This window comes from Saccharopolyspora montiporae (assembly GCF_015209505.1).
GTDB lineage: Bacteria > Actinomycetota > Actinomycetes > Mycobacteriales > Pseudonocardiaceae > Saccharopolyspora > Saccharopolyspora montiporae.
Genome location: NZ_JADEYC010000013.1, coordinates 1 through 21,978, shown reverse-complemented (window position 1 = coordinate 21,978; position 21,978 = coordinate 1). Strand labels below are relative to the sequence as shown.

The 21,978-nt window shown below is 71.4% G+C and carries 14 protein-coding genes, 2 tRNA genes and 1 riboswitch; of the genes, 9 read left to right on the top strand and 7 right to left on the bottom strand.

The window, feature by feature from the left end; translation table 11 throughout:
* Positions 1 to 7: 7 nt before the first annotated feature.
* Together IQ251_RS08320 and IQ251_RS08315 are read right to left on the bottom strand one after the other, a co-directional pair.
* Positions 8 to 7,177, bottom strand: a complete 7,170-nt coding sequence (locus IQ251_RS08320; protein WP_228046406.1) for a non-ribosomal peptide synthetase — start codon at positions 7,175 to 7,177, stop codon at positions 8 to 10.
* A 120-nt stretch (positions 7,178 to 7,297) separates the two neighbouring features.
* Positions 7,298 to 8,653 carry a GNAT family N-acetyltransferase gene (locus IQ251_RS08315; protein ID WP_193927905.1) on the bottom strand — a complete coding sequence of 452 codons (1,356 nt, stop codon included), beginning with the start codon at positions 8,651 to 8,653 and terminating at the stop codon, positions 7,298 to 7,300.
* Positions 8,654 to 8,933: 280 nt separating this feature from the next.
* On the opposite strand from IQ251_RS08315, the gene IQ251_RS08310 reads away from it, so the two are divergent.
* From IQ251_RS08310 to IQ251_RS08300, 3 genes are all read left to right on the top strand, one after another.
* Positions 8,934 to 9,863, top strand: coding sequence for a coiled-coil domain-containing protein (locus IQ251_RS08310; protein ID WP_193927904.1), 930 nt, complete (start codon positions 8,934 to 8,936; stop codon positions 9,861 to 9,863).
* Between the two features lie 13 nt (positions 9,864 to 9,876).
* Entirely contained in the window at positions 9,877 to 10,299 is a 423-nt protein-coding gene (locus IQ251_RS08305; RefSeq protein ID WP_193927903.1) for a hypothetical protein, read from the top strand.
* Positions 10,300 to 10,461: 162 nt separating this feature from the next.
* A complete protein-coding gene (locus tag IQ251_RS08300) occupies positions 10,462 to 11,589 on the top strand; it encodes a polysaccharide pyruvyl transferase family protein (RefSeq protein ID WP_193927902.1) in 1,128 nt (375 codons plus the stop codon).
* Between the two features lie 12 nt (positions 11,590 to 11,601).
* On the opposite strand, the gene IQ251_RS08295 is transcribed toward IQ251_RS08300, so the two are convergent.
* The 3 genes from IQ251_RS08295 to thiD form a co-directional block, all read right to left on the bottom strand.
* Complete coding sequence (locus IQ251_RS08295) at positions 11,602 to 11,775, bottom strand: hypothetical protein (RefSeq protein ID WP_193927901.1); 174 nt, start codon at positions 11,773 to 11,775, stop codon at positions 11,602 to 11,604.
* Positions 11,776 to 11,926: 151 nt separating this feature from the next.
* Positions 11,927 to 12,634 carry a thiaminase II gene (gene tenA / locus IQ251_RS08290; RefSeq protein ID WP_193927900.1) on the bottom strand — a complete coding sequence of 236 codons (708 nt, stop codon included), beginning with the start codon at positions 12,632 to 12,634 and terminating at the stop codon, positions 11,927 to 11,929.
* Between the two features lie 33 nt (positions 12,635 to 12,667).
* Positions 12,668 to 13,465, bottom strand: a complete 798-nt coding sequence (gene thiD / locus IQ251_RS08285; protein ID WP_193927899.1) for a bifunctional hydroxymethylpyrimidine kinase/phosphomethylpyrimidine kinase — start codon at positions 13,463 to 13,465, stop codon at positions 12,668 to 12,670.
* Positions 13,453 to 13,548, bottom strand: a riboswitch (TPP riboswitch). (Overlaps the previous gene by 13 nt.)
* Before the next feature lie 163 nt (positions 13,549 to 13,711).
* Here thiD and IQ251_RS08280 point away from each other — a divergent pair.
* The 5 genes from IQ251_RS08280 (at position 13,712) to IQ251_RS08260 (ending at position 17,460) form a co-directional block, all read left to right on the top strand.
* Positions 13,712 to 14,449 (top strand): hypothetical protein, encoded by a 738-nt coding sequence (locus tag IQ251_RS08280; protein ID WP_193927898.1) that lies wholly within the window; start codon positions 13,712 to 13,714, stop codon positions 14,447 to 14,449.
* 146 nt (positions 14,450 to 14,595) lie between these two features.
* Entirely contained in the window at positions 14,596 to 14,817 is a 222-nt protein-coding gene (locus IQ251_RS08275; protein ID WP_370591273.1) for a hypothetical protein, read from the top strand.
* A gap of 137 nt (positions 14,818 to 14,954) precedes the next feature.
* Complete coding sequence (locus IQ251_RS08270) at positions 14,955 to 16,601, top strand: AMP-binding protein (protein ID WP_370591272.1); 1,647 nt, start codon at positions 14,955 to 14,957, stop codon at positions 16,599 to 16,601.
* A 33-nt stretch (positions 16,602 to 16,634) separates the two neighbouring features.
* Positions 16,635 to 17,288: an oligoribonuclease gene (orn, locus tag IQ251_RS08265; RefSeq protein WP_193927897.1), complete on the top strand. Its 654-nt coding sequence runs from the start codon at positions 16,635 to 16,637 to the stop codon at positions 17,286 to 17,288.
* A 96-nt stretch (positions 17,289 to 17,384) separates the two neighbouring features.
* Positions 17,385 to 17,460: transfer RNA gene (locus IQ251_RS08260), tRNA-His, on the top strand.
* Positions 17,461 to 17,505: 45 nt separating this feature from the next.
* On the opposite strand, the gene IQ251_RS08255 is transcribed toward IQ251_RS08260, so the two are convergent.
* The gene (locus IQ251_RS08255) at positions 17,506 to 18,696 is read right to left on the bottom strand and encodes a L,D-transpeptidase (protein ID WP_228046405.1); all 1,191 of its coding nucleotides are present in this window, start codon (positions 18,694 to 18,696) and stop codon (positions 17,506 to 17,508) included.
* A gap of 297 nt (positions 18,697 to 18,993) precedes the next feature.
* Between IQ251_RS08255 and IQ251_RS08250 the strand changes: the two genes are divergently transcribed.
* A tRNA-Lys gene (locus tag IQ251_RS08250) sits at positions 18,994 to 19,065 on the top strand.
* 106 nt (positions 19,066 to 19,171) lie between these two features.
* On the opposite strand, the gene IQ251_RS08245 is transcribed toward IQ251_RS08250, so the two are convergent.
* Positions 19,172 to 21,562, bottom strand: a complete 2,391-nt coding sequence (locus IQ251_RS08245) for a glycoside hydrolase family 3 protein (protein ID WP_228046404.1) — start codon at positions 21,560 to 21,562, stop codon at positions 19,172 to 19,174.
* Positions 21,563 to 21,978: the final 416 nt, after the last annotated feature.

The following is a 21,978-nucleotide window of genomic DNA, read 5'->3' as shown; positions in this document are numbered from 1 at the left end:
GGGCCCGTCACCGGGCGGGTTCGGGCCGGGCTGCGGCGGGGGCCGGGTCGCCGGCCGCGGGATCGTCGGCGGCGGGGTCGTCGGCGGCCGGGTCCAGCCACCGGTCGACGACCGCACCGATCTCCGCGATCGGACCGGGCCGGGTCATGTCCTTGTGCTCGCAGGCGATGTCCACGCCGTGCACGGTTCCGCCGACGTAGGGCTCCCACATCGCCGCGGTCAGCGATTCCTTCGCCGGGTTGACCGTGGCGTCGAAGAACAGCACGTCGCCTCGAAGGACGTCGTGGTCGGCGGAGTTCTCCAGCACCGCGCAGTTGGCGAAGTTGTCGATGATCGCGGTGACCGTGTGCTCGGCGAGGTTGGCCAGCGCGCTGCCTTCCGCGGAGAGCACCTCCAGCACGCCCTCGCGGGTCAGCGCCCCCGGTCCCAGTTGCGCCAGGTCGTAGCCCGCCATGTACAGCAGCGCCTTGAGTGCCTCTTCCTCGGTGGGCAGCTCGTCCCAGACGTCCTTGGGGTAGGAGTCCATCATCCCGACGAACCGAACCTGCTCGCCCGCGGCCTGCAGCTGGGTGGCCATCTCGTGCGCCACCACACCGCCGAATGACCAGCCCAGGAAGTGGTACGGCCCGTGCGGCTGCACCTGCCGGATGTGCTCCAGGTACTCGGCCGCCATCCCGTGCAGCGTCGCGGCGACCGGCTTCGGCTCGTCCAGCCCACGGGTCTGCACGCCGTACAGCGGCCTGCGCGCGTCGATGTGCTTGAGGAGCCCGGAGAACGGCCAGGCCAGCCCGGCCGCCGGGTGCACGCAGAACAGCGGCTCCAGCGATCCCCCGGTGCGCAGCGGCAGCAGGATCTCCAGCGCGTCGTTCTCCCCGCCGTCGTGCAGGCGCTGCGCCAGTCCCGCCACGGTGGGCGCGGCGAACAGGCTGCCGACGTTGAGCCGCAGGCCCAGCGCATCCCGCACCCGGCCGATCAGCTTGGCCGCCAGCAGCGAATGCCCGCCCAGGTCGAAGAAGCCGTCGTGCACCCCGATCCTGGCCAGCCCCAGCACCTCGGCGAACAGCTCGCACAGCACTTCTTCGGTGGGCGTGCGCGGCATCTCACCGCCGACCGCCTCGGCCAGGTCCGGGACGGGCAGCGCGCGGCGGTCCAGCTTGCCGTTGGGCATCAGCGGCAGCGCGTCCAGCAGCACCACCGCGGCCGGAACCATGTGCCCGGGCAGCGCTTCGGCCACGTGCGCGCGCAGCTCGGCGCTGGTCACCTCCCGGTCGGTGACCGCGTAGGCCACCAAGCGCTTGTCACCCGGGGTGTCCTCGCGCACCACGGCGGCGGCCTGCAGCACCGCGGCGTGCTTGTCCAGCACCGCCTCCACCTCACCGGGTTCGATGCGGAACCCGCGGATCTTGACCTGGTCATCGGCCCGGCCCGCGAACTCCAGCACCCCGTCGGAACTCCAGCGCACCAGGTCGCCGGTGCGGTACATCCGGTCACCGGGCGCGCCATGCGGATCGGCCACGAAGCGCTCGGCGGTCAGGCCGGGGCGGTTGAGGTACCCGCGGGCCAGCCCCGCACCGGCGACGTAGAGCTCACCGACCACTCCGGGCGGCGCGGGCTGCAAGTTGCCGTCCAGCACGTACATCCGGGTGCCCGGGTCGGGCACGCCGATCGGCACCGAATCGCCGGAGCCCTCCGGGGTGCACTCCCACAGCGTCGAGTTGACGGTGGCCTCGGTCGGGCCGTAGCAGTTCAGCATCCGCCGGTCGCCGGCCCAGCGCTGCACCAGTTCCGCCGGGACCTTCTCCGCCCCGCACAGCAGCGTGGCGCCTTCCGGCAGTTCGGTGCCCGCGGGGAACATGCCCATGACCGAGGGCCCGATGGCCAGGTGGGTCACCCGGTTCCTGCGCGCGTACTCGGCCAGCGGCTCGCCCGGAACCCGCAGTTCCGCGGGCACGACGACGAGGGTGCCGCCGCTGAGCAGCCCCATGCACATCTCCCAGAAGGCGACGTCGAAGCTCGGCGAGGCGAACTGCAGCACCCGGCTGCGCCGTGTCACGCCGACCCGTTCGGCCTGAGTGGCCAGCAACTTGCCGATGCCGCGGTGCGGGACCACCACGCCCTTGGGACGCCCGGTCGATCCGGAGGTGTAGATCACGTAGGCGGCGTCATCGAGCCCGGGCGCGCGCAGCTGCGGGCGCGTGTCCGGCCGCGCGGCGCAGTCGACGAGCTCGACCGGCAGGTCCGCTGCCGGATCGTCGGTGACCACCAGCTTCGGCCGGGCGTCGGTGACCATGTCGCGCAGCCGCTCGGCCGGGTAGTCCGGGTCCAGCGCCAGGTAGGCGGCACCGCAGCGCATCGCGGCCAGCAGCCCGATGATCAGCTCCGCCGACCGCGGTAGCAGCACGCCGACGATCTCCCCCGGCGCGGCGCCGCGCTCGGTGAGCACCTCGGCCAGCCGCTGCACCCGCTCGTCCAGCTCGCGGTAGGTCAGCTCCTGCTCGCCGAACACCAGCGCCTGCTCGTCCGGGTGCGCGGCCACCTGTTCGGCGAACCGCTCCGGGAAGGTCTGCGCGGACCGCACCGCCGGACGGCCGCGGCCCCAGTCGAACACCTGCGCCCGCTCCTGCTCGCCGAGCACGTCCAGCTCGCCGATCGGGACGTCCGGGTTGGTCGCGGCGGCGTCGAGCAGCCGCGCGAACCGGTCGGCCAGCCCGCGCGCGGTGCTCTCGTCGAACAGGTCGGTGCTGTACTGCACCAGGCCGTCCAGCCCGCCGTCGCCGCTCTCGGTGAGGCTCAGCGCGAGGTCGAACTTGGCCGCGCCCGCATCGGCGAGCTCGATCCGGGTGTCCAGTCCGGGCAGTTCGGCCCGAACCTGCTCACCGCTGGCCCAGTAGGCCAGCATCACCTGGAACAGCGGGTGCCGGGACAGCGAGCGCGTCGGGTTGAGCACCTCGGTGAGCCGCTCGAACGGCAGCTCGGCGTTGTCGTAGGCGGCCAGGTCGGTACGGCGCACCCGGTCGACGAGCTCGGTGAACGCGGGTTCGCCCGAGGTGTCGGTGCGCAGCACGAGGCTGTTCACGAAGAAGCCCACCAGGTCGTCCAGCGCGGTGTCCCCGCGGCCGGCGACCGGGGTGCCGATCGGGATGTCGGTACCCGCACCGGACCGGGTCAGCAGCGCGGCCAGCGCGGCCTGCAGCACCATGAACGGGCTGGCGCCGCGCGCGGTGGCGAGCTCGCGCACCCGCTGCTGCACCTCGGGCTCGACGCGGAAGCCGACGTGCGCGCCGCGGTGGCTGGAGACCGCGGGCCGGGCGCGGTCGGTGGGCAGGTCCAGCTCCTCGGGCAGTCCGGCCAGCGTCTCCTGCCAGAACTGCAGCTGCCGCGCGGCACGGCTGTGCACATCGGACTCCGAGCCGAGCATCTCCCGTTGCCACAGCGCGTAATCCACGTACTGCACCGGCAGCGGCGCCCAGTCCGGCTCCTGCCCGCGCAGCCGCGCCGCGTAGGCGGTGGACAGGTCGCGCACCAGCGGTCCGGTCGACCACTCGTCCCCCGCGACGTGGTGCAGCAGCACCAGCAGCACGTGCTCGTCCGGGCCGCCGCGGAACAGCACCGTGCGCACCGGCGGTTCCTGGGCCAGGTCGAAACCGCGCTGCGCGGCGGCGGTGAGCAGCCCGTCGAGGTCCTGGCCGTCCACGGGCACCTCGTGCAGTTCCGGCACTGCGTCGAGCACCTGCTGGTGCGGTTCGCCGAACTCGTCCGGGAAAGCGGTGCGCAGGCTCTCGTGCCTGCCGATGACGTCGGCCAGGGCGCTGCGCAGCGCGTCGACGTCGAGCTCGCCGGCCATCCGCAGCACCAGCGGGAGGTTGTAGGTCGCGCTCGGCCCTTCCAGCCGGTGCAGGAACCACAGCCGCTGCTGGGCGAAGGACAGCGGGATGCGCTCGGGCCGCGGCAGCGGGCGCAGCTCGGGCAGCTCGCGCCGCCCGGTGTCCAACTGCGCGGCGAGCCCGGCGGGCGTGGGGTTTTCGAACAGCGCGCGGATGGTCGGTTCGGCGCCGAGCTGGGTGCGGATCCGGGCCAGCAGCCGGGTCGCCAGCAGCGAATGCCCGCCGAGTTCGAAGAAGCCGTCGTCGATGCCCACCTCGCGCACGCCGAGGACTTCGGCGAACAGCGCGCACAGCACGGCTTCCGGGGCATCGCGCGGTTGCCGCCCACCTGCCGCGGAAGCGAAGTCCGGTGCGGGCAGTGCCGCGGAGTCCAGCTTGCCGTTGGCGGTCAGCGGCAACGCGTCCACGACGACGAACGCCGCGGGGACCATGTAGTCCGGCAGCAGCCCGGCCAGGTGGGCGCGCAGCTGTGCGGAGTCCACCTCGCCGACCGCGTATCCGACGAGCCGCTGGTCGCCCGGCCGGTCCTCGCGCACCAGCACGGCCGCCTGCCGGACATCGGGATGTGCCAGCAGGTTCGCTTCGATCTCCCCCGGTTCGATGCGGAATCCGCGCACCTTCACCTGATGGTCGGCTCGGCCGAGGAATTCCAGCGTGCCGTCCGCGCGCCAGCGGGCCAGGTCGCCGGAGCGGTACATCCTGCTGCCCGCGGGGCCGAACGGATCGGCGACGAACCGCTGCGCCGTCAGCGCCCGGCGCCCGAGGTAACCGCGCGCCAGCCCGGCACCGCCGATGTACAGCTCGCCGGCCACCCCGGGCGGGACCGGGCGCAACCGCGAATCCAGCAGGTACACCCGCAGATCCGGGATCCCGCGGCCGATCACGCTGCCGTCCCGGCGGGCGACGCGGTCGCGGTCCAGCGCGAGGTAGGACACGTGCACGGTCGTCTCGGTGATGCCGTACATGTTGACCAGCACCGGATCGTCATCCGCGTGCCGCGCGTACCAATCGTCCAATCTGGACAGTTCCAGCGCTTCCCCGCCGAACACGACGAAGCGCAGCGCCAGATCGTCGGCAGCGCGTTCCCGGTCGGCCTCGATGAGCTGGTAGAACGCCGACGGGGTCTGGTTGAGCACGGTGACCCGTTCCTCGGCCAGCAGCGCGCGGAACCGCTCCGGCGAGCGGCTGATCTCGTGCGGCACCACGACCAGGCGCCCGCCGTGCAGCAGCGCGCCCCACAGCTCCCAGACCGAGAAGTCGAAGGCGTAGCTGTGGAACAGCGTCCACACGTCCTGCGGGCCGAACGAGAACCACGGCTCGGTGGCGCTGAACAAGCGCACCACGTTGCGATGCGGGATGGACACGCCCTTCGGCTTGCCGGTGGATCCGGACGTGTAGATCACGTAGGCGGCGTGCTCCGGGGTGAGCGGCCCCCGTTCACCGGGCTTGGGGTCGCGGTGCGAATGCCGGGAGATCTCCCCGTCCTGCGCCGGATCGTCGACGTGGATGCGGGTGACGCCGTCCGGCATCGCCGCGTCGTGCGCCCGGTCGGTCAGCAGCAGCGAGGGCCGGGCGTCGGCCACCACGTGCGCGAGCCGATCGGCGGGATGGCCGGGGTCCAGCGGCAGGTAGGCCGCCCCGGCCTTCAGCACCGCCAGCAGCGAGACGACGAGCTCGGCCGAGCGCGGCAGGGCCAGCGCCACGAGCTGCTCGGGTCCGACGCCGTGGTCGATGAGGTGGTGGGCGAGCTGGTTGGCGCGGTCGTTGAGCTCGGCGTAGCTGATCGTCTCGTCGCCGCAGGTCAGCGCGAGTGCGTCCGGATCGGCGGCGACCTGCTCCTCGAACAGCTGCGGCAGGGTCGCCGCGCGCGGTTCGCACGCGCCGGGAACCGGGGCGTTCCACTCGTGCAGCACCAGCTCGCGCTCCTCGGCGCCGAGCAGATCGAGGTCGCCGACCTCCGCGTCCGCGGCGGAACCGGCGAACTCGCCGAGGAAGCGGGCGAACCGCGCGCGGTGCCCGCCGAGCTCGTCCTCCCCGTAGAGCCGCGGATTGGCGTCGAACTCGAAGCGCAGCTGCTCGTCCTCCGGGTAGACCAGCAGGTTGAGGTCCTGCACCGGCCCGGCGGCCAGGTTGTGCACGACCGCCGGGTGGTCGCCGAAGTGCAGGTCGTAGTCGAACGACTTGATGTTGATCATCGGCCCGAACAGCGGCCGGTCCGATCCGAGCAGCCGCAGGTCCCGGCGCAGGTCCTCACCGCGGTAGTTCTGGTGCTTGCGCAGCTGCCGCACGGCCTTGGTGACCTGCACGACGAGCTCGTCCCGGGTGGTCTCCGCGGTGACGCGCAGCCGTAGCGGGAGGACGTTGACCACCATGCCCGGCACGCGCAGCGCTGCCGAGCCCAGCCGGCCCATCACCGGCAGGCCCAGCACCACGTCCTGCGCCCCGGTCATCCGGTGCAGGTAGGCGGCGAACGCGGCGATGAGTGCGTCCGGCCAGATGGTGCGCGCCTGCTCGGCAACCGCGGACAGTTCGGCGGCGACCCCCTCGGGGGCCCGGTCGGCCTGCCTGCGGAAGGAGTGCGCGACCGGTCCGGTGCGCCCGGCGAGGGTGACCACGTCCGGCCGGTCGGCCAGATGCGCGTTCCAGAACTGCGCGTCGGTGCCGAACCGGTCGGAGCCGCGGTAGTTGCCCTCCGCCTCCAGCAGCGAGTCCAGCGGACCGAACGGCGACGGCCCGGGGTCCTGCCCGGCGACGAGGGCGCTGTAGACCTCAGCGACCCGGCGCAGCACGATGGAGAAGCCGTACCCGTCGATGGCGACGTGGTGGATGCGCTGGTACCACCACCACCGGTCGTCGGCGATCTTGAACAGCATGGCGGTGAACAGCCCGCCGCTGCGGCCGCGTTCGCGGGTGAGGTCGACCGGTTCGGCCAGGTCGGCCCGCATCCGCTCCAGCGCCGCAGCACCGGGGTCGGGCGCAGCGCTGACGTCGATCACCGGCAGCTCGAACCCACCCGCCGGTTCGACGACCTGGCGCGGCTGCTGGGTTCCGGCGGGGTCACCGACGAGCCGGATGCGCAGCGAGTCCGTCTCCGCGATCACCTGGCGCAGGGCCGATTCGAACAGCTGCCCGTCCACCGCACCGCGGATCTCGACGTACTCGCTGGTGTTGTAGATCGGGTTCTGCCCGTCCAGTTGCTGGGCGAACCAGATCCCCGCCTGAGCGGCCGACAGCGGCATCGATCCGGCCTCCGCAGCCCGCAACGGCATCGATCCGGCAGCGTGCTCCGACATCGTTCTCCCCACGATCATGACACAAGTAAGGCTTACCTTAGTCCAGGCTCCGAGGTCGCGACAGACCCCGTGGGCCGCCTCACCTGGGACGGCGCGCCGACCGACGGACCCGCGCGGCGTTCAGGCGCGGTCGAAGATCATCAGCGCCGAATTCTTGCCCGGCAGACCGACTTCCGCGGCGCGCCGGAACCCGGCCTTGGTGAACGCACCGATGGAGGCCAGGTTGTGCACATTGGGCTCGGCGACCACGCGCTCGCTGCCCGGGTCGGCGTCCAGCAGGCCCTTGGCCGCAGCCGCGAGCAGCGACGACCCCATCCCGCGCCCGATCGCGTCCGGCTCGCCGATCGCGATGTGCACGCCGAGGTCACGCGGGGCGTACGGGTAGCAGCCGGCCAGCTTGTCCCGCACGACGCGGTACAGCTCCAGGTAACCGACCTCCCGGCCGTCCAGCGCGACGATGCACGGCAGCGAGTGCCGCCCGGACAGCTGAGTGGCCAGTTCCTGCCGCCACTGCTCCAGCGGCCAGTCCTGCTCCCAGTTGACCGCGACGTGCTCGCGGTTCATCCACCGGTGCACCAGTTCCGCGTCCGGACCGCCGTCCCCGCCGGTCAGCTGCACCGGACGCAGCGACCAGCCACCGCCGAGCTCGGGCAGCGGCACCCCGGGGACATCGCCGGGCGCGGTGAACCACGGATTGGGCACCTGGCGCAGCACCGGCTGTACGCGGACCCGGCCCGACTCGTCGCGGTAGCGCAGCTCGGAACCGTTCAACGCCGCGCGCGAAGCCAGCGTCGGATTCGAAAGCCAGTGCCGCACAATCGGTTCGGTGGAAGGATAGCTGTCAGCGATCTCGTGCAGCAGGCCGGAGAGGTCGCCCAGCAGGTCCTGCTCGCGCGCGATCCCACGCCTGCCGAACGCACCGATCACCGCGAGCGGACCATCGGTGAGCAGCTCGGCGGTAGCGGCGTCCCGGTCCATCCCGGCGCCGCCCTCGGCGAGCTCGCGCAGCGCGGGCCGCAGCCCGCTCTCCACGTGCGCGACCAACCAGCGCCGGGCCTGCGACTCGTCGGCCACCGAACGCACCAGGGCCGCCGTGTCCTCGGCGAGCCCCACCGGATCGCACTCGGGGGAGGCCAGCGAACGCAGCGCCCAATCGACCGGCGAACCCGCACCCGCCTCGTTGACCGGCGCCCCGGGCAGCGCCCGCTGCCGCGCATCGGCCGAGCAGGCCGCGGCCAGCTGCACCGGCTCGGCGGCGACCACCGCGCCCCCGTCCTCGTCGACGACGTCGATCGGCCCGAAGCCGTGCGCCCCCACCCGGGACACGTGGACGACATCGGTGGCCACCCGCAGCGGCCCGATCCGCAGGGTCAGCGGACCTCCGGCAACCGGCGTGTGCGTCTCGGCCAGCCACCGGCGCAGCAGCGCCGCGCTCCTCCGATGCGCCTGCCGGGCGAGATCAGCTTCAGTCCGCACGCAACCTCCTCCGTTGATAAGCCCAGGCTAACCTAACGAACAAGGCAAGATCTCCCCCACCTCCACAGCGCTGACCTGCAACGCAGCGATCGCACACCGTGCGCGCACCGTGCGACCACCACCACGCTGTGCCACGATCCGAACGCGTTGGCCGGGGGGCTTCCACGAAGGGGTACCTGATCAGGTGCGCAGCGGTTTTCCACCCGGCACCGCCCCGAGAACCACCCTAGCCTGGCGACATCGCATGCCGCCCAACGCTGCCCGGAGAGGAGTTCCATACATGGAAGACGCAGAAGCCGTCGTCCCGCTCCGGCCGGGATTCGACATCCAGGTTCGCGGCTTCAACCGCAACCAGGTCGTCGAGCACATCGAGCTGCTCGAAGACCAGCTCCGCCTGCTCACCATCGATCGCGACGAAGCCGCGCAACTCAACACCGACCTGCGCAAGCTCTGCGACGACACCCGGCACTCGCTGGACGAGACCGAGGCCAGGCTCAAGCGGATCGAATCCTCCGACACCGGCTTGCCCGCCGCCTCCCAACGGGTGCAGAACATGCTCTCCATGGCCGAGGAGGAAGTGCAGACCCTCCGCGACCAGGCCCGGCGCCAAGCCGACATCATCCGCGGCAGCGCCGAAACCGAATCCCGTGAGCTGATCGGCGAAGCCGAGCGCGCCGCGGGCGAGCTGCGCACCGAGTGCAGCGAACTCGTGGCCGACGTCGAGTCCCGCCGCAACCAGCTGCGCCGGGAGCACGAGCAGAACGCGAGCGACCTGCGCAACCGCGAGCACCAGATGCGCCAGACGATCCGCGACGAGTACAAGCGGATCACCGAGCAGGCCCGGACCGAGTCCGACGAGCTGATCACCGAAACCCGCAGGCAGTGCGCGCAGATGGACGCCGAGACCGAGCAGCGCAGGCTCGACGCGCTGGAGGAGATCCGGGTCAAGCAGGCCCAGCTGGAGGAGCTGCGCGACGCGGTCCTGTCCTCGATGGACCGCGCGCGGCAGATGCTGGACGACTCGGCCAGCAACCTGCGCGCCCAGCACCCGGACATGATGGATCCGATCGGCGTGGAGACCGACATCCAGCAGCAGGCGCTCGTCCCCGAACCGCGCGAGCAGGACACCACCGCCGTCAGCACCCCCGAGCAGTCGAGCAACGGAAGCGGACCGCAGACCGGCGCCGCCGAGCAGGCGCGGCAGAACTGATCGGAGCCCCACCGTGGACCTGTTCGTCCTGATGTTCATCGTCGGTTTCGCGCTGGCCGCACTGATCTTCTGGCCACTGCTGCACCGCGCGAACCGACGCCTCGCAGACCGGGAGACCATCGCAGGCCGGGCGAACACCAACCCGCCCGCGCAACGCCGCCCCAGCACCGGCGGACCCAAGCACGCCGCACCGGTCACGCCGGCGGCCGAGACCGGATCCGCCGAGCAGGCCGCGCGCGCGGGCGCACCCGCCGTCGCCGGGATCGACGAGGACACCCAGCCGGACCTGCAGCCGGTGCTGCCGCAGCAGCGCACCAACGAGCCGATCCAGATCCCGATCCTGCCGACCGATTTGTTCGAGAAGCACTTCGAAGCGAAGTTCAACCGATCCCGCCAGCGGCTCGCTCGGCTGCGCGCGGAGCTGGAGAACGAATAGCGGAATCCGGTATTCGCTGTTATCACCGGGTGCATGCACCGACTGGTTGCCTCGAACGGGCCCATCGCCGGTCGCGGCGGCCCGCGAGGGCACCGGAGCGGAGCGGAGTTGCTAGTTTTCCGGGCAACCCGTGCGGCACCCGACGAGTTGGAGTCCTGACCCGTGCCCAGTCAACAGCGCCCGCCCGTCATCTACTTGGTCGGAACCTCCGGCAACCCGAACTACGGTGACGAGCTGATCACCGCGACCTGGCTGAAGTACCTGGCCCGAGTCGCGCCGAACAGCGAAGTGTGGGTGGACTGCCCCAATCCCGGGTCGTCGGCGGTGCTGCTCGCGAACCTGCACCCGCGGGTGCGGTTCACCGACACCTTCTGGCGGCTGTGCTGGGAGGCGCCCTCGGACGGGCCGTGGGAGGTCGCGTCGTTCGTCCAGCACGCGATCAACAACCCCGGAATGGCGCCGCGCTGGGTCGCGGGCATCGAACTCGCCGCCCGCGCGGATGTGGTGCACGTCATCGGCGGCGGTTACGTCAACGGGATCTGGCCGCGGCACATCGGGCTACTGGCCGCATCGGTGGCCGCGGTGCGCCGCTCCGGCGGGCGCGCGGTGATGACCGGGCAGGGCCTGTGGCCGGTCGCCGAGGAGGCGCAGCCGCTGCTGCGCAACCTGGTCGCCCAGTTCGCCACCGCGGACGTGCGCGACGAGCCCTCGGCCGGCCTGGTGGGCAACGGGGTGGTGATGACCGGTGACGACATGTTCTTCGGCATCGAGCAGAGCCTCTACCGCACCGATGACCTGCGCGAGGTCATGATCTGCGTGCAGTCGGACATGCTCGACGTGTCCGTGCCCGCGCTCGCCGGCTTCCTGCTCGACACCCTGCGCGCGTGGGGCGTGCGCCCCGAGCAGGTCGGCATCGCCGAAGGCATCCCCCGGGTGGACCGCGAGGTCTTCGCCCTGGTCGAGCACGACCTGCCCGGCGCCCGGTTCTACCCGTTCTCCGAGATCATGGACGCCGGGCTGCCCGCCGCGGCCGGTCAGCGCTGGCTGTCCACCCGGTTCCACATGCACCTGGTGGCCGCGGCGGTCGGCGCGCACGGCGTGGCGGTGTCGATCAACTCCGGCTACTACACCAACAAGCACCGCTCGCTGATCGAACGCGGGTCGGGATGGGCGCTCAGCGAGGGGCTACAGATCCCCACCGTGCCGACCGGCGGCGGCTTCTCCACCGCCGCGCTGCAGGAGACGCAGGAGCAGAAGGCGAAACTGGCCGCCTCCATCTACGGCGGCTGATCTCGGCGCTGCTCACCGTTCCTCAGCGCGGACGGCGGACTGCTCGGGGAACGCGGCGCCCGATGACCGCTCGGACCGCTCGCGCTCCTCGGCGCGTTCCCGACGGCTCTCCGCGACGTAGAACGGCGCCGCCGCCAGGACCGGCACGAGCATGCCCAGCAGCACGACGAGAAGTGACGTCCCCACTGCGCCGACACTCCGTCCCCGGGATGAGAGATGATGATCGAAGAAGTCCCCGAACGGGTGACTCACCAGGATCATCGCATGGCGGCGCCGGCTGTTATCCGCGCTGTTCGGGCGCTGGATAACAGTTGCATCACGTTCGGCGGCGGCCGGGTCAGCGCCACTCCGCCGTGGGCCAGGGCTCGCGCCGCCACGCGCTGTCCCAGAACATCCACTCGTACTCGGTCGCGGTGGTGAACGCGGCCAGCATCCGCTCCCGGACCTCCGGCGTGCTCGCGGCGGCCGCCCGGTCGGTCAGCTCCCGGGCCGCCCGCACGGAATCCGCGAACTCCTCGTCGGCGTAAGTGCGAATCCAGGTGCTGTACGGGTGTTCCGGATCGTCCCCTGTGGACTCCAGGATCGTGCTGCCCACGTGCTGGTAGACCCAGAAGCACGGCAGCAGCGCCGCCAGCAGCACCGGATACGGCTCACCGAGCGCACATGCGCGCAGGTACGAGGTGTACCCGAGGCAGGTCGGCGACGTCTCGACGCCCTCGATCTCGGCCTCGGTCAACCCGAACTCGTGCACGTAACCGGCGTGCAGCTGCCGCTCCTCCAGCAGCGCGCCCTGCGCGGCGCCGGCCAGGAACGCGGCATCCGCGGCATCGTCGGCACGCGAGGCCGCCGCGGACAGGGCCTGCGCGAACCCGACGAGGTAGCGCGCGTCCTGCACGATGTAGAAGGCGAACCGCTCGCGCGGCAGCGAACCGTCCGCCAGCGCCGCGTTGAACGGGTGCTGCACCACGGCCCGCTGCAGCCGCTCGGTACGCGCCCAGGCCCGGGCGCAGAAGCCGCCCTCCGCGGGCGGGGGAAGCGTGCTCATCGGCAACTCCTCAGCTCGGGGGAACCGGACCCGTCACCACCAGGTGTGGAAGTGGTGCACCGGACCGTGACCGCGCCCGACGTCCAGCCGGGACGCGGCGGCCAGCGCCGCGGTGAGGTACCGCTTCGCCTCGTGCGCGGCGGTCGACCAGTCCGGGCGCTGCGGGCGCAGGGCCGCGATCGCCGCGGACAGCGTGCACCCCGTCCCGTGATCGTTCGTCGTGGAAATGCGCTCGTCGCGCAGGAATTCGGCTTCTCCGTCAGCGACCAGCACGTCCGCGCTGGCCTCGCCGGACAGATGCCCGCCCTTGAGCAGCACCCGCTTGGCACCCAACTCGGTCAGCCGCCGCGCCTGGTCGGGCAACTCACCGACCGCGCCGAGTTCCGGTTCGCCGAGCAGATCGGCCGCCTCCGGCAGGTTCGGCGTGATCAGGTCGACCCGGGGCAGCAGCTCGTCCCGCAGCACACCGACCGCACGCGGCGCCAGCAGCCGATCCCCGCTCTTGGCCACCATCACCGGGTCCAGCACCACGTGCGGCGGCGCGTAGCGGTCCAGGACCGAGGCCACGGCCAGGATCACCTCGGCATCGCCGAGCATCCCGATCTTGACCGCGTCCGGCCGCACGTCGTCCAGCAGCGTCTCCAGCTGGGTGGCCACGAACCCGGCGGGGACCTCGCGCACCTCGCGCACTCCCGTGGTGGTCTGCGCGACGAGCGCGGTGACCACCGCCATCCCGTAGGCGCCGTTCGCCGAGAAGGCCTTCAGATCCGCCTGGATACCTGCGCCACCGCTGGGATCGGTGCCCGCGATGCTGAGCACGTTCGGAATCACGACGTCCCTCCGCTAGTGCGACCTAGGTCAGGTTCAACGGGTCTGCTCTCAGCCCGGCCATCCGGGCACCCCGCGTCGGCCACCAAGCTAGCAACCCGCACACCCGCCCGAGCGCGCGCAGGGGACTCGACCGATCAAGCTCGCCGGGAGGCGGCGCCGAACCGGTTCCCGCGCGATCGATTTCACACCGCTGACTCCGCCACCGGTAGGCATGACCTGCCCGGACACCGGACTAGACTGGAGGGGATGGAAACGACGACGACCGCACCCAGCTACGCCAGCCCGGACCGGCTGCGCCGCACCGAGGATCCCGCCGCGATCTGGGCACCGCTGGCGAAACTCACCGAAGCCGCCGCCGCCGAAGCCGGCTCGGGGCAGGTCGCGATTACCCGCGGGTTCGACCGCAACAGCCGCCGCCGCGCCCGCGCGCTGCGCGACCTGCTGGCCGAACGGGACGTGACGGCCGTCGAACTGACCCCCGCCCCCGGTAGCGACCAGCTGGTCGGCGACGAGGTCGTCGCCGTGGTCAACCTGATCGGCGCGGGCTCCTGGCAGCCCTACCGGGTGGCCGCGCAGCTGCGCGCCCCCGTGCTCACCCCGAACCCGGTCGAGGGAACCGCGGATCAGGTCGAGCGGGACGTGATCGCGGTCAGCGGCGAGGAATCCGGCAAGCGCGATGTGGCCCTGTCCCACGTCGCCCTGCGCTCCGAGGACCCGTCCACCGGCCGGATCACCGTCGAGCACGACGGCGGCGAGCTCTCGATCGCGGGCGGCTGGCTGACCGCGACCGCGCAGGACCAGCAGCTCGTGGTGCAGGTCGGCGGTATCGAGCTCGCCGAGCAGGAGCTGCGCACCTCCCGGCTGCGCGTGCAGGCCTTCGACGCCCAGCACCGCCTGGTGCGCGACGAGCTGCCCATCGCCGACTTCGAGGGCACCCTCGTGCTCGCCACGGAGGCCTCCGGACTGCGGGTCCGCCCCGTCTGAGCCGCGAACTCCCGCAACGGGGCCGGGCGCGATCGATCGCGCCCGGCCCCGTTCGCTGTGACGGGCACCATGAACACGCCCACCTCCGCGTCACGCCCACCGGTCGGGCACGTCCCTCGACCAACCCGCACAGTGGGGACGCAGGGTTGACCAAGGGAGGCTGGGGAATCTTGGGTACCGCCGACGAATGGCACGTCAGCTGCCGGGACATCACCGGCAAGCGGCAGGGCGTTTCGATCAGCACCGACGGCGGCAGCGTGGTGCTGGTCACCCCGCCCGGCGAGACGGCCGTGCTCTCACCGCTGGAGGTGGGCCGCCTGCGCGCGGCGCTCCGCGATGCGGCGGTGTGGGCGGCCGCGGGCACCTGACCGGATCTCCCGGGCCCGCCCCGTGGCCGGGCCCGGGGGAAAAACCGGCCATCTTTGCCCGCCGGAAGGCAGTGACTGCGCCGCGCACCCCAGGCATCATCTACTCCCGGTAACCTGGCTTGGCGAGAGGTGGATGCGTGGGTACGTGGACACGAGTGCGATCGGCGCTGGCCCGGCTGACCGGCGGTCGGGGCGGGCACGTCGCGACAGCGGCGCACACGGGATACGTCCTGGTGAAGCAGGGCGTCATCCGGCCGATGCGGCCGGACAAGATCGTGCGCATCGCGCTGGCCTGGCGCCGGTGGGGCATCACCCCGCCGCTGGCCTACGCGATCGGCGCCATCCGGCACCCGGACCGCCCGGCGATCATCGACGAGCGCGGTGCGCTCAGCTTTGCCGAAGTCGCCCAGCGCACCACCCGGCTGGCCCATGCGCTGCGCGAACGGCTCCAACCCGGTGACCGGGTCGGGGTGCTGTGCCGCAACCACCACGGCCCGGTCGAGACGATCGTGGCCGGCGGCAAGCTCGGCACCGACGTCGTGCTGCTCAACACCGGGCTCACCGGTCCCCAGCTGGCCACCGTGCTCACCGAGCAGCAGGTCGGCGTCCTGGTGCTGGACAGCGAGTTCAGCGCGCACTTGGACGAGGTTCCGGAAGGCGTGCAGGTCGTCCTGGCTTGGACCGAGGGCTCGACCGAGCGCCCCACGCTGGAGCACCTGATCACGACGTCGACGAACCGGGGACTGCCCCGCCCCACCCGGCACTCGCGAATGGTCGTGCTCACCTCGGGCACCACCGGCACGCCGAAGGGCGCCCGCCGGCCCGATCCACCGAGCCTGTCCCCCGCCGCCACCATCTTCGCCCGGATGCCGCTGCAGGCCGGGGAACGAACGCTGGTGTGCGCACCGATCTTCCACACCTGGGGCCTGGCTGCCTTCCAACTGGGCTCGGTGCTGGGCTCGACCCTGGTGCTGCAGCGCAAGTTCGACCCCGAGCAGGCGCTCAGCGCCGTCGCCCGCTACCGGTGCACGTCGCTGTTCGCGGTGCCGATCATGCTGCGCCGGATCCTCGACCTGCCGACCGAGACCCGCGGCAAATACCACGTCGGCGCGCTGCGCATCGTCGCTTCCAGCGGTTCGGCCCTACCCGCGGACCTGGCGACGCGGTTCCAGCGCGCCTTCGGCCCGATGCTGTACAACTTCTACGGCTCGACCGAGGTTTCCTGGGTCAGCATCGCCACCCCGGAGGACCTGCTCACCGCGCCGGATACCGCCGGGCGGCCCCCGCGCGGCACGGCGCTGCGCATCCTCGACGAGGACGGCACACCGGTCCCGCGCGGACGTCCGGGCCGGATCTTCGCGGGCAACGACATGCTCTTCGAGGGCTACACCAACGGTCAGTCCCGGGAACGACTGGACGGGATGATGGCCACCGGCGACCTGGGCCGGTTCGACAAGAGCGGGCGGCTCTACGTCGTCGGGCGTGAGGACGACATGATCGTTTCCGGCGGCGAGAACGTCTATCCCAAGGAGACCGAGGACGCGATCGGCAAGATGTCCGGGGTCACCGAGGTCGCCGTCATCGGGGTCGACGACGCGGACTTCGGGCAGCGGCTGGCGGCCTACGTGGTGCTCGAACCGGACACCGAGTTGAGCGCCGATCAGCTGCGCGAGTCGTTGCGCGACGAGCTGCCGAAGTACGCGCTGCCCCGCGATGTCGTGTTCCTGGCCGCATTACCGCGCAACGCGACCGGCAAGGTGGTTCCGCGTGAACTGCCGCGGTGAATCCGCCGCTCGCGGCGAGTTAGGCTGGCTCGGGTGAACGACCGTCTCGTGTGGATCGACTGCGAGATGACCGGGCTCGATCTCGGCAAGGACTCCTTGATCGAGATCGCGGCCCTGGTCACCGACGCCGATCTGAACATCCTCGGCCAGGGCGTGGACATCGTCATCCACGCCGACGACGATGCGCTGTCCGGCATGCCCGACGTGGTGCGCGACATGCACGAGCGCTCCGGCCTCACCGCCGAGGTGCGCCGCTCGGCGGTGAGCCTCGCCGATGCCGAACAGCAGGTGCTGGAGCACATCCGGCAGTTCGTGCCGGAAGGGCGCTCGGCTCCGCTGGCCGGCAACTCGATCGCCACCGACCGCGGGTTCATCGCCCGGGACATGCCGGAACTCGACGGCTACCTGCACTACCGGATGGTCGACGTGTCCTCCGTCAAGGAACTGTGCCGGCGCTGGTACCCGCGCATCTACTACGCGCAGCCGGAGAAGGGCCTGGCGCACCGGGCGCTGGCCGACATCCGCGAATCCATCCGGGAGCTCGCCTACTACCGGCGGACCGCGTTCGTGCCGCAGCCCGGCCCCAGCACGGACCAGGCCCAGGCGGTGGCCGCGGAACTGCTCCGCGGCGAAGCGGTCGGCGGGACGCGCCGGGCCCAGGAGCAGGCCGACGAGGCCGATTCCTGACCGGCGCAACATCGGCTGCGCGGGGGCCGGTGGGAAGACGCCTCGCGGCACCCGCTAAGATGTAACACGTTGCTCGGAAGGATCCGGGCGGCCGCGGTGGGTGTAGCTCAGTCGGTAGAGCACTGGGTTGTGGTCCCAGGTGTCGCGGGTTCGATTCCCGTCACTCACCCCACGACGAGAAGGGCCCCGTCCGTTCGGACGGGGCCCTTCTCGCGTCTCAGCGGTTGCCCTGCACCCACTCGTCCCAGGGGACCTGCCAGTCGCCGAAGCCGTCCCAGGACTCCAGATCCGGACCGCCCGAGTTGGTGATCTCCACCACGTCGCCCTTGTTCAGCAGGTCGTAGACCCACTTGGCGTCCTCGTCGGTCATGTTGATGCAGCCGTGGCTGACGTTGCGATGCCCCAGGTCAGCCGCGGCCCACGGTGCCGCGTGCAGGAACTCGCCGCCGTTCGAGATGCGCACGGCCCACTGCACCTCGGTCTCGTAGCCACCCGCTTCCACCGGAAGCCCGTAGGTGGCGGAGTCCATGAACTTCGTCTCGTGGTGCTCGGTGACCACGTGCCTGCCGTTGTTCGACGGGAAGTCCGGCTTGCCGAGCGCGATCGGGACCGTGCGCAGTAGCCGGCCGTTCTTCTCCACTCGCATCTGGTGGCTGGACCCGTCGGCGCGCAGCACGACGGCATCGCCGATGGTGATCTCCGCCCGGCGGTCCTCCTGGCCCCACAGCCCGTCGCCGAGCTTCTTGCCGTAGACGTCCACGTCCACCGACACCTGAGTGCCGGGCTGCCAGTAGTCCTTCGGCCGCCAGTGCACCTCGCGGTCGTCGAACCAGTAGAACGCTCCCTCGACGGCCGGCTCCGTGCGGATCTTGATCGCTTCCTCGGCCGCCCGCTTGTCCGGCGGCGGAGCGTCGCCCGAGAAGTAGAAGGCCAGCGGCTGCCCGGTACCGACGGTCTCCCCGTCGAGCGGGTTCATCGACACGTAGGTCTGCGCGTCCGGGGACAACGTGCTGAACGTGGACTGCTGGCGCACCGGCGGCGCGTCCTCGCGCTGGACCGCCACAGACAGCGTGTAGGTGCGCGAGTAGCCGAGCTTGCCGTCCGGGCTCCAGGTCTGGCCGTCACCGGAAACGGAGCCGGCGACCTCCGCACCCTCCTCGTTGGTGAGCGTGGCCTCCACGATGCGGCCGCCGTCGGCCGTGGCCAGCACCGGCTCGGCCGGCGAGACGTCCTTGCTGCCGTTCTCCGGAGCGAAGCGCACCTCGGGCTGGCCGGAGTCCGCCGGGGCGGCTTCCGAACCTCCGCCGCCGCAGCTCGCCACGAGCGCCACGACCAGGCCGAGCAGCAGCATCGGCACCAGCCGCCACCCCCGCACAGTCGTCCCGACCGGGTGACGCGACACGTTCATGGGCACAGTCCGTTCAATCTGAGGAGAGGTTGCGCCGTAGATACAGTGTGCAGCAGCGCTCGAACACCACGAGCAGGCCCCCACCTGCGCACACAGCGTGACCCGGGTTTCGGATCTCCCCTCCCACCAGTGCCAACGCGCGCCGGGGCCCGCTCGTTCCCGCAGGACCGAGCGGTGTCCCAGTCGTTATCCACCCCCGCGTACCGGCCCGCGGCGAACGCTGTGCTAATGTTTTCCTTGTCGCCAGCGAGGGAGACGGAAGCGAAAGCATCCGGAGAACGAGCCGGTCGACGGAAAGCGCCAATAGCTCAATGGCAGAGCAACTGACTCTTAATCAGTGGGTTCGGGGTTCGAGTCCCTGTTGGCGCACTTTCGAAATCCGGTCCGGGAATTCTCCCGGACCGGATTTTTCATGCATCAGGCCGATTCATTCCTCGCCGGGAATCCGCGGCCGCATTCTTCCAGCAGCCGCCGATCATCGAGCCGGTTCCGCCGCGAGCCGCAGGTCCTGCGCGCTCGCCCCGACCGACAGCGGACCGTCCGGCCGGTGCAGCAGCTCGATCCGCACCTCCACCTGCTCACCGGCCTCGGCCTCCGCGGTACCGAACCCGGCCAACCGGACCGGGTCGCCGTACACCTGCACGACCTCCCTGCCGCGGCGCTCGCCGATGTTGCGCAACGTCACCCGGACCGCATCGCCCTCGTCCTGCGCCGCCAGGTACTCCCACGCGGTGTAGCCCAGTCCGTGCCCGAAACCGAACGCGGGCAGCACTCCCTCGGCCGCGTACGCCCGGTACCCGAGCAGGGCGCCTTCCGAGTAGTGCAGCGCACCGTCGACCGGCTGGAGCGCGGGCAGCGGGACCGGCACGTCGGCGAGCTCCGCGGGGAAGGTCTCCGGGAGCCGGCCGCCCGGCTCGGCGCTGCCCAGCAGCACATCGGCAAGCGCGTCGCCGTACTCCTGACTGCCGAACCACGTCCACAGCACCGCCGGGACCTCGTCCCGCCACGGCATCAGCACCGGGGACCCCGCGTTCACCACCACGACCGTGCGCGAATTCACCTCGGCGACCGCGCTGACGAGCGCGTCCTGCGCGCCGGGCAAGTCCAGCGAACCGCGGTCGCGCCCTTCGGTCTCCACCTCGTCGTTCGTACCGACGACGACCACCGCCACATCCGCTTCGCGCGCGGCGGCCAACGCGGCCGAGAGCTCGCTGGCGTCGTCCCACTCCTGCGCGCGATGCCCGATGCCGACGTTGACGAGACCCGAGGTGTCCGGCGGGGTGAACAGCACACTCAGCGGGGCATGTCCCTGCTCGTCCAGATCGGTGTCCACCAGGACCACGTCGAACCGCCGCTCGGGCGGGGCGATCAGATCGGCGAGCGGATCACTCGCGTTCTCGTCGGAGGCCAGCTCCTCGTCGAGCACCTCGCGCCCGGACAGCTGCACCTCGAACCGGCCGGTGCCGTTGACCGCGAACACGTGCTCACCGGCTTCAGCGGCCAGCTGTCCGCGCACCCGCACGGTCCGGGTGCCGGCCGGGATGCCGGTGCCCCCGATCCACAACAGCCGGTCGGTGCCGCGCAGCTCCCGGGAAAGCACCTGGCCCGCCTCGTCGAGGAATTCGACGCGGAACCCGGTGCCCTCGCCGTCCGGATCGATGACCTGCTCCCGCGGAAGCGCGTCCAGCAGCCTGCGGTGCCGGACGCCGCGGCGGTGCACGACATCCGCGCCGGGAAGCGCCGCGCGCAGCCCGTCCAGCGGGGTCACCGCATGCGCCGGGGACACCCGGGACGAACCACCGCCCTGCAGAGCGGGCAGCACCGCGTTCTCCCCGATCACCGCCACCTTGGTCAGTTCGTCGGCCGGCAGCGGCAGCACCGGGCGCTCGCCTGCCGGTTCGTTGCGCAGCAGCACGAACCCCTCGGCGGCGACGCGGCGGATCACCGGTCGGGCCTGTTCGGAGGGGCCTTCGCCAGTGGGATGCACGCGCCCGCCCAACGCGCCGGTACGCGACGCCAGCCGCAGCAGACGCAGCACCTTGTCATCGAGGACGTCCTCCGGGACGCGGCCGTCCTGCACGGCCTTCTCCAGCTCGCCGCCGCTCCAGGGTCCGCCCGGACCCGGCATGACCAGGTCCAGACCGCCGAGGGCGGTGGCGTCGACGGACCGCGCCGCGAACCAGTCGGACATCAGCAGGCCGTCCCAGCCCCACTCCGCCTTGAGGAGCTCGTTGTTGAGCCGCCGGTTCTCGGTCATCGTCTGCCCGGCGACCGAGTTGTAAGCGGCCATGAGCGCCCACGGGCCGGCCTGCTGCACGATGCTGCGGAACGGTTCGAGGTAGAACTCGCGCAGCACCGGCTCGTCGAGCACGACGTCGTAGGTGAACCGGTCGGTCTCGCTGTCATTGGCCACGAAGTGCTTCGGCGTCGCGGCCACGTCCCGGCTCTGGATCCCGCGCACGACCTCCGCGCCGATCTCGGCAACCAGCTGCGGATCCTCGGAGAAATTCTCGAAATTGCGGCCCCCGAACGGGCTGCGTTGCAGGTTCACCGTCGGCCCCAGCACGACGTGCACCCCGCGCCTGCGCGCCTCCTCGCCGAACCACTCGCCCGCCGTCCGCGCCGCGGACCGGTCCCAGGTCGCGGCCAATGCAGCGCCCACCGGAAACAGCAGGCTCGGATCACGTTCGTCCCAGGCCGTTCCGCGCACGCCGTTCGGGCCATCGGAAAGCACCAGCGAGGACAGCCCGATCTCGGGCTCCGGATGCAGCGTCCAGAAATCCGCGCCGGTGAGCAGCCGCGCTTTGTCGGCCAAGGTCAGCTTCGCGACCTGCGCCTGGAGTTGCGCCTCATCGGTGTCCGGCATTGCCATGTCCCTTTCGCCAACTGGCGATCGGCCTCCCCCCAGCGGTGCTGCGCGCGGGGCGAGATCCCGCCACACCCGTGCGCTGCTGCGCCCCTGGTTGCCGATCTTCGAGGGCAAGTCTCGGTCACCGCATATGCGTTGTCGACTGGAAGCCCGACACGCCGACATCTTCCGCACTATCGAGATCATCAGCACAAGATGCGGGCCCAGCAGCACCGCAAGAGCCGCGAGGGTTAGCGGGGCTGCACGCCCGCACCGCCGGGCCGATCAGGCGGGTCGAGGCATCGCGGGACAGCTCCAACGCATCCTCGCGCGCCCCCACGACTGTGTTTGGGCATAAAAAAGTGGGGACCCCAAAAAGGGACCCCCACAACACACAACCCACACACACAAGCAGGGGGGTGCAGGAACACACA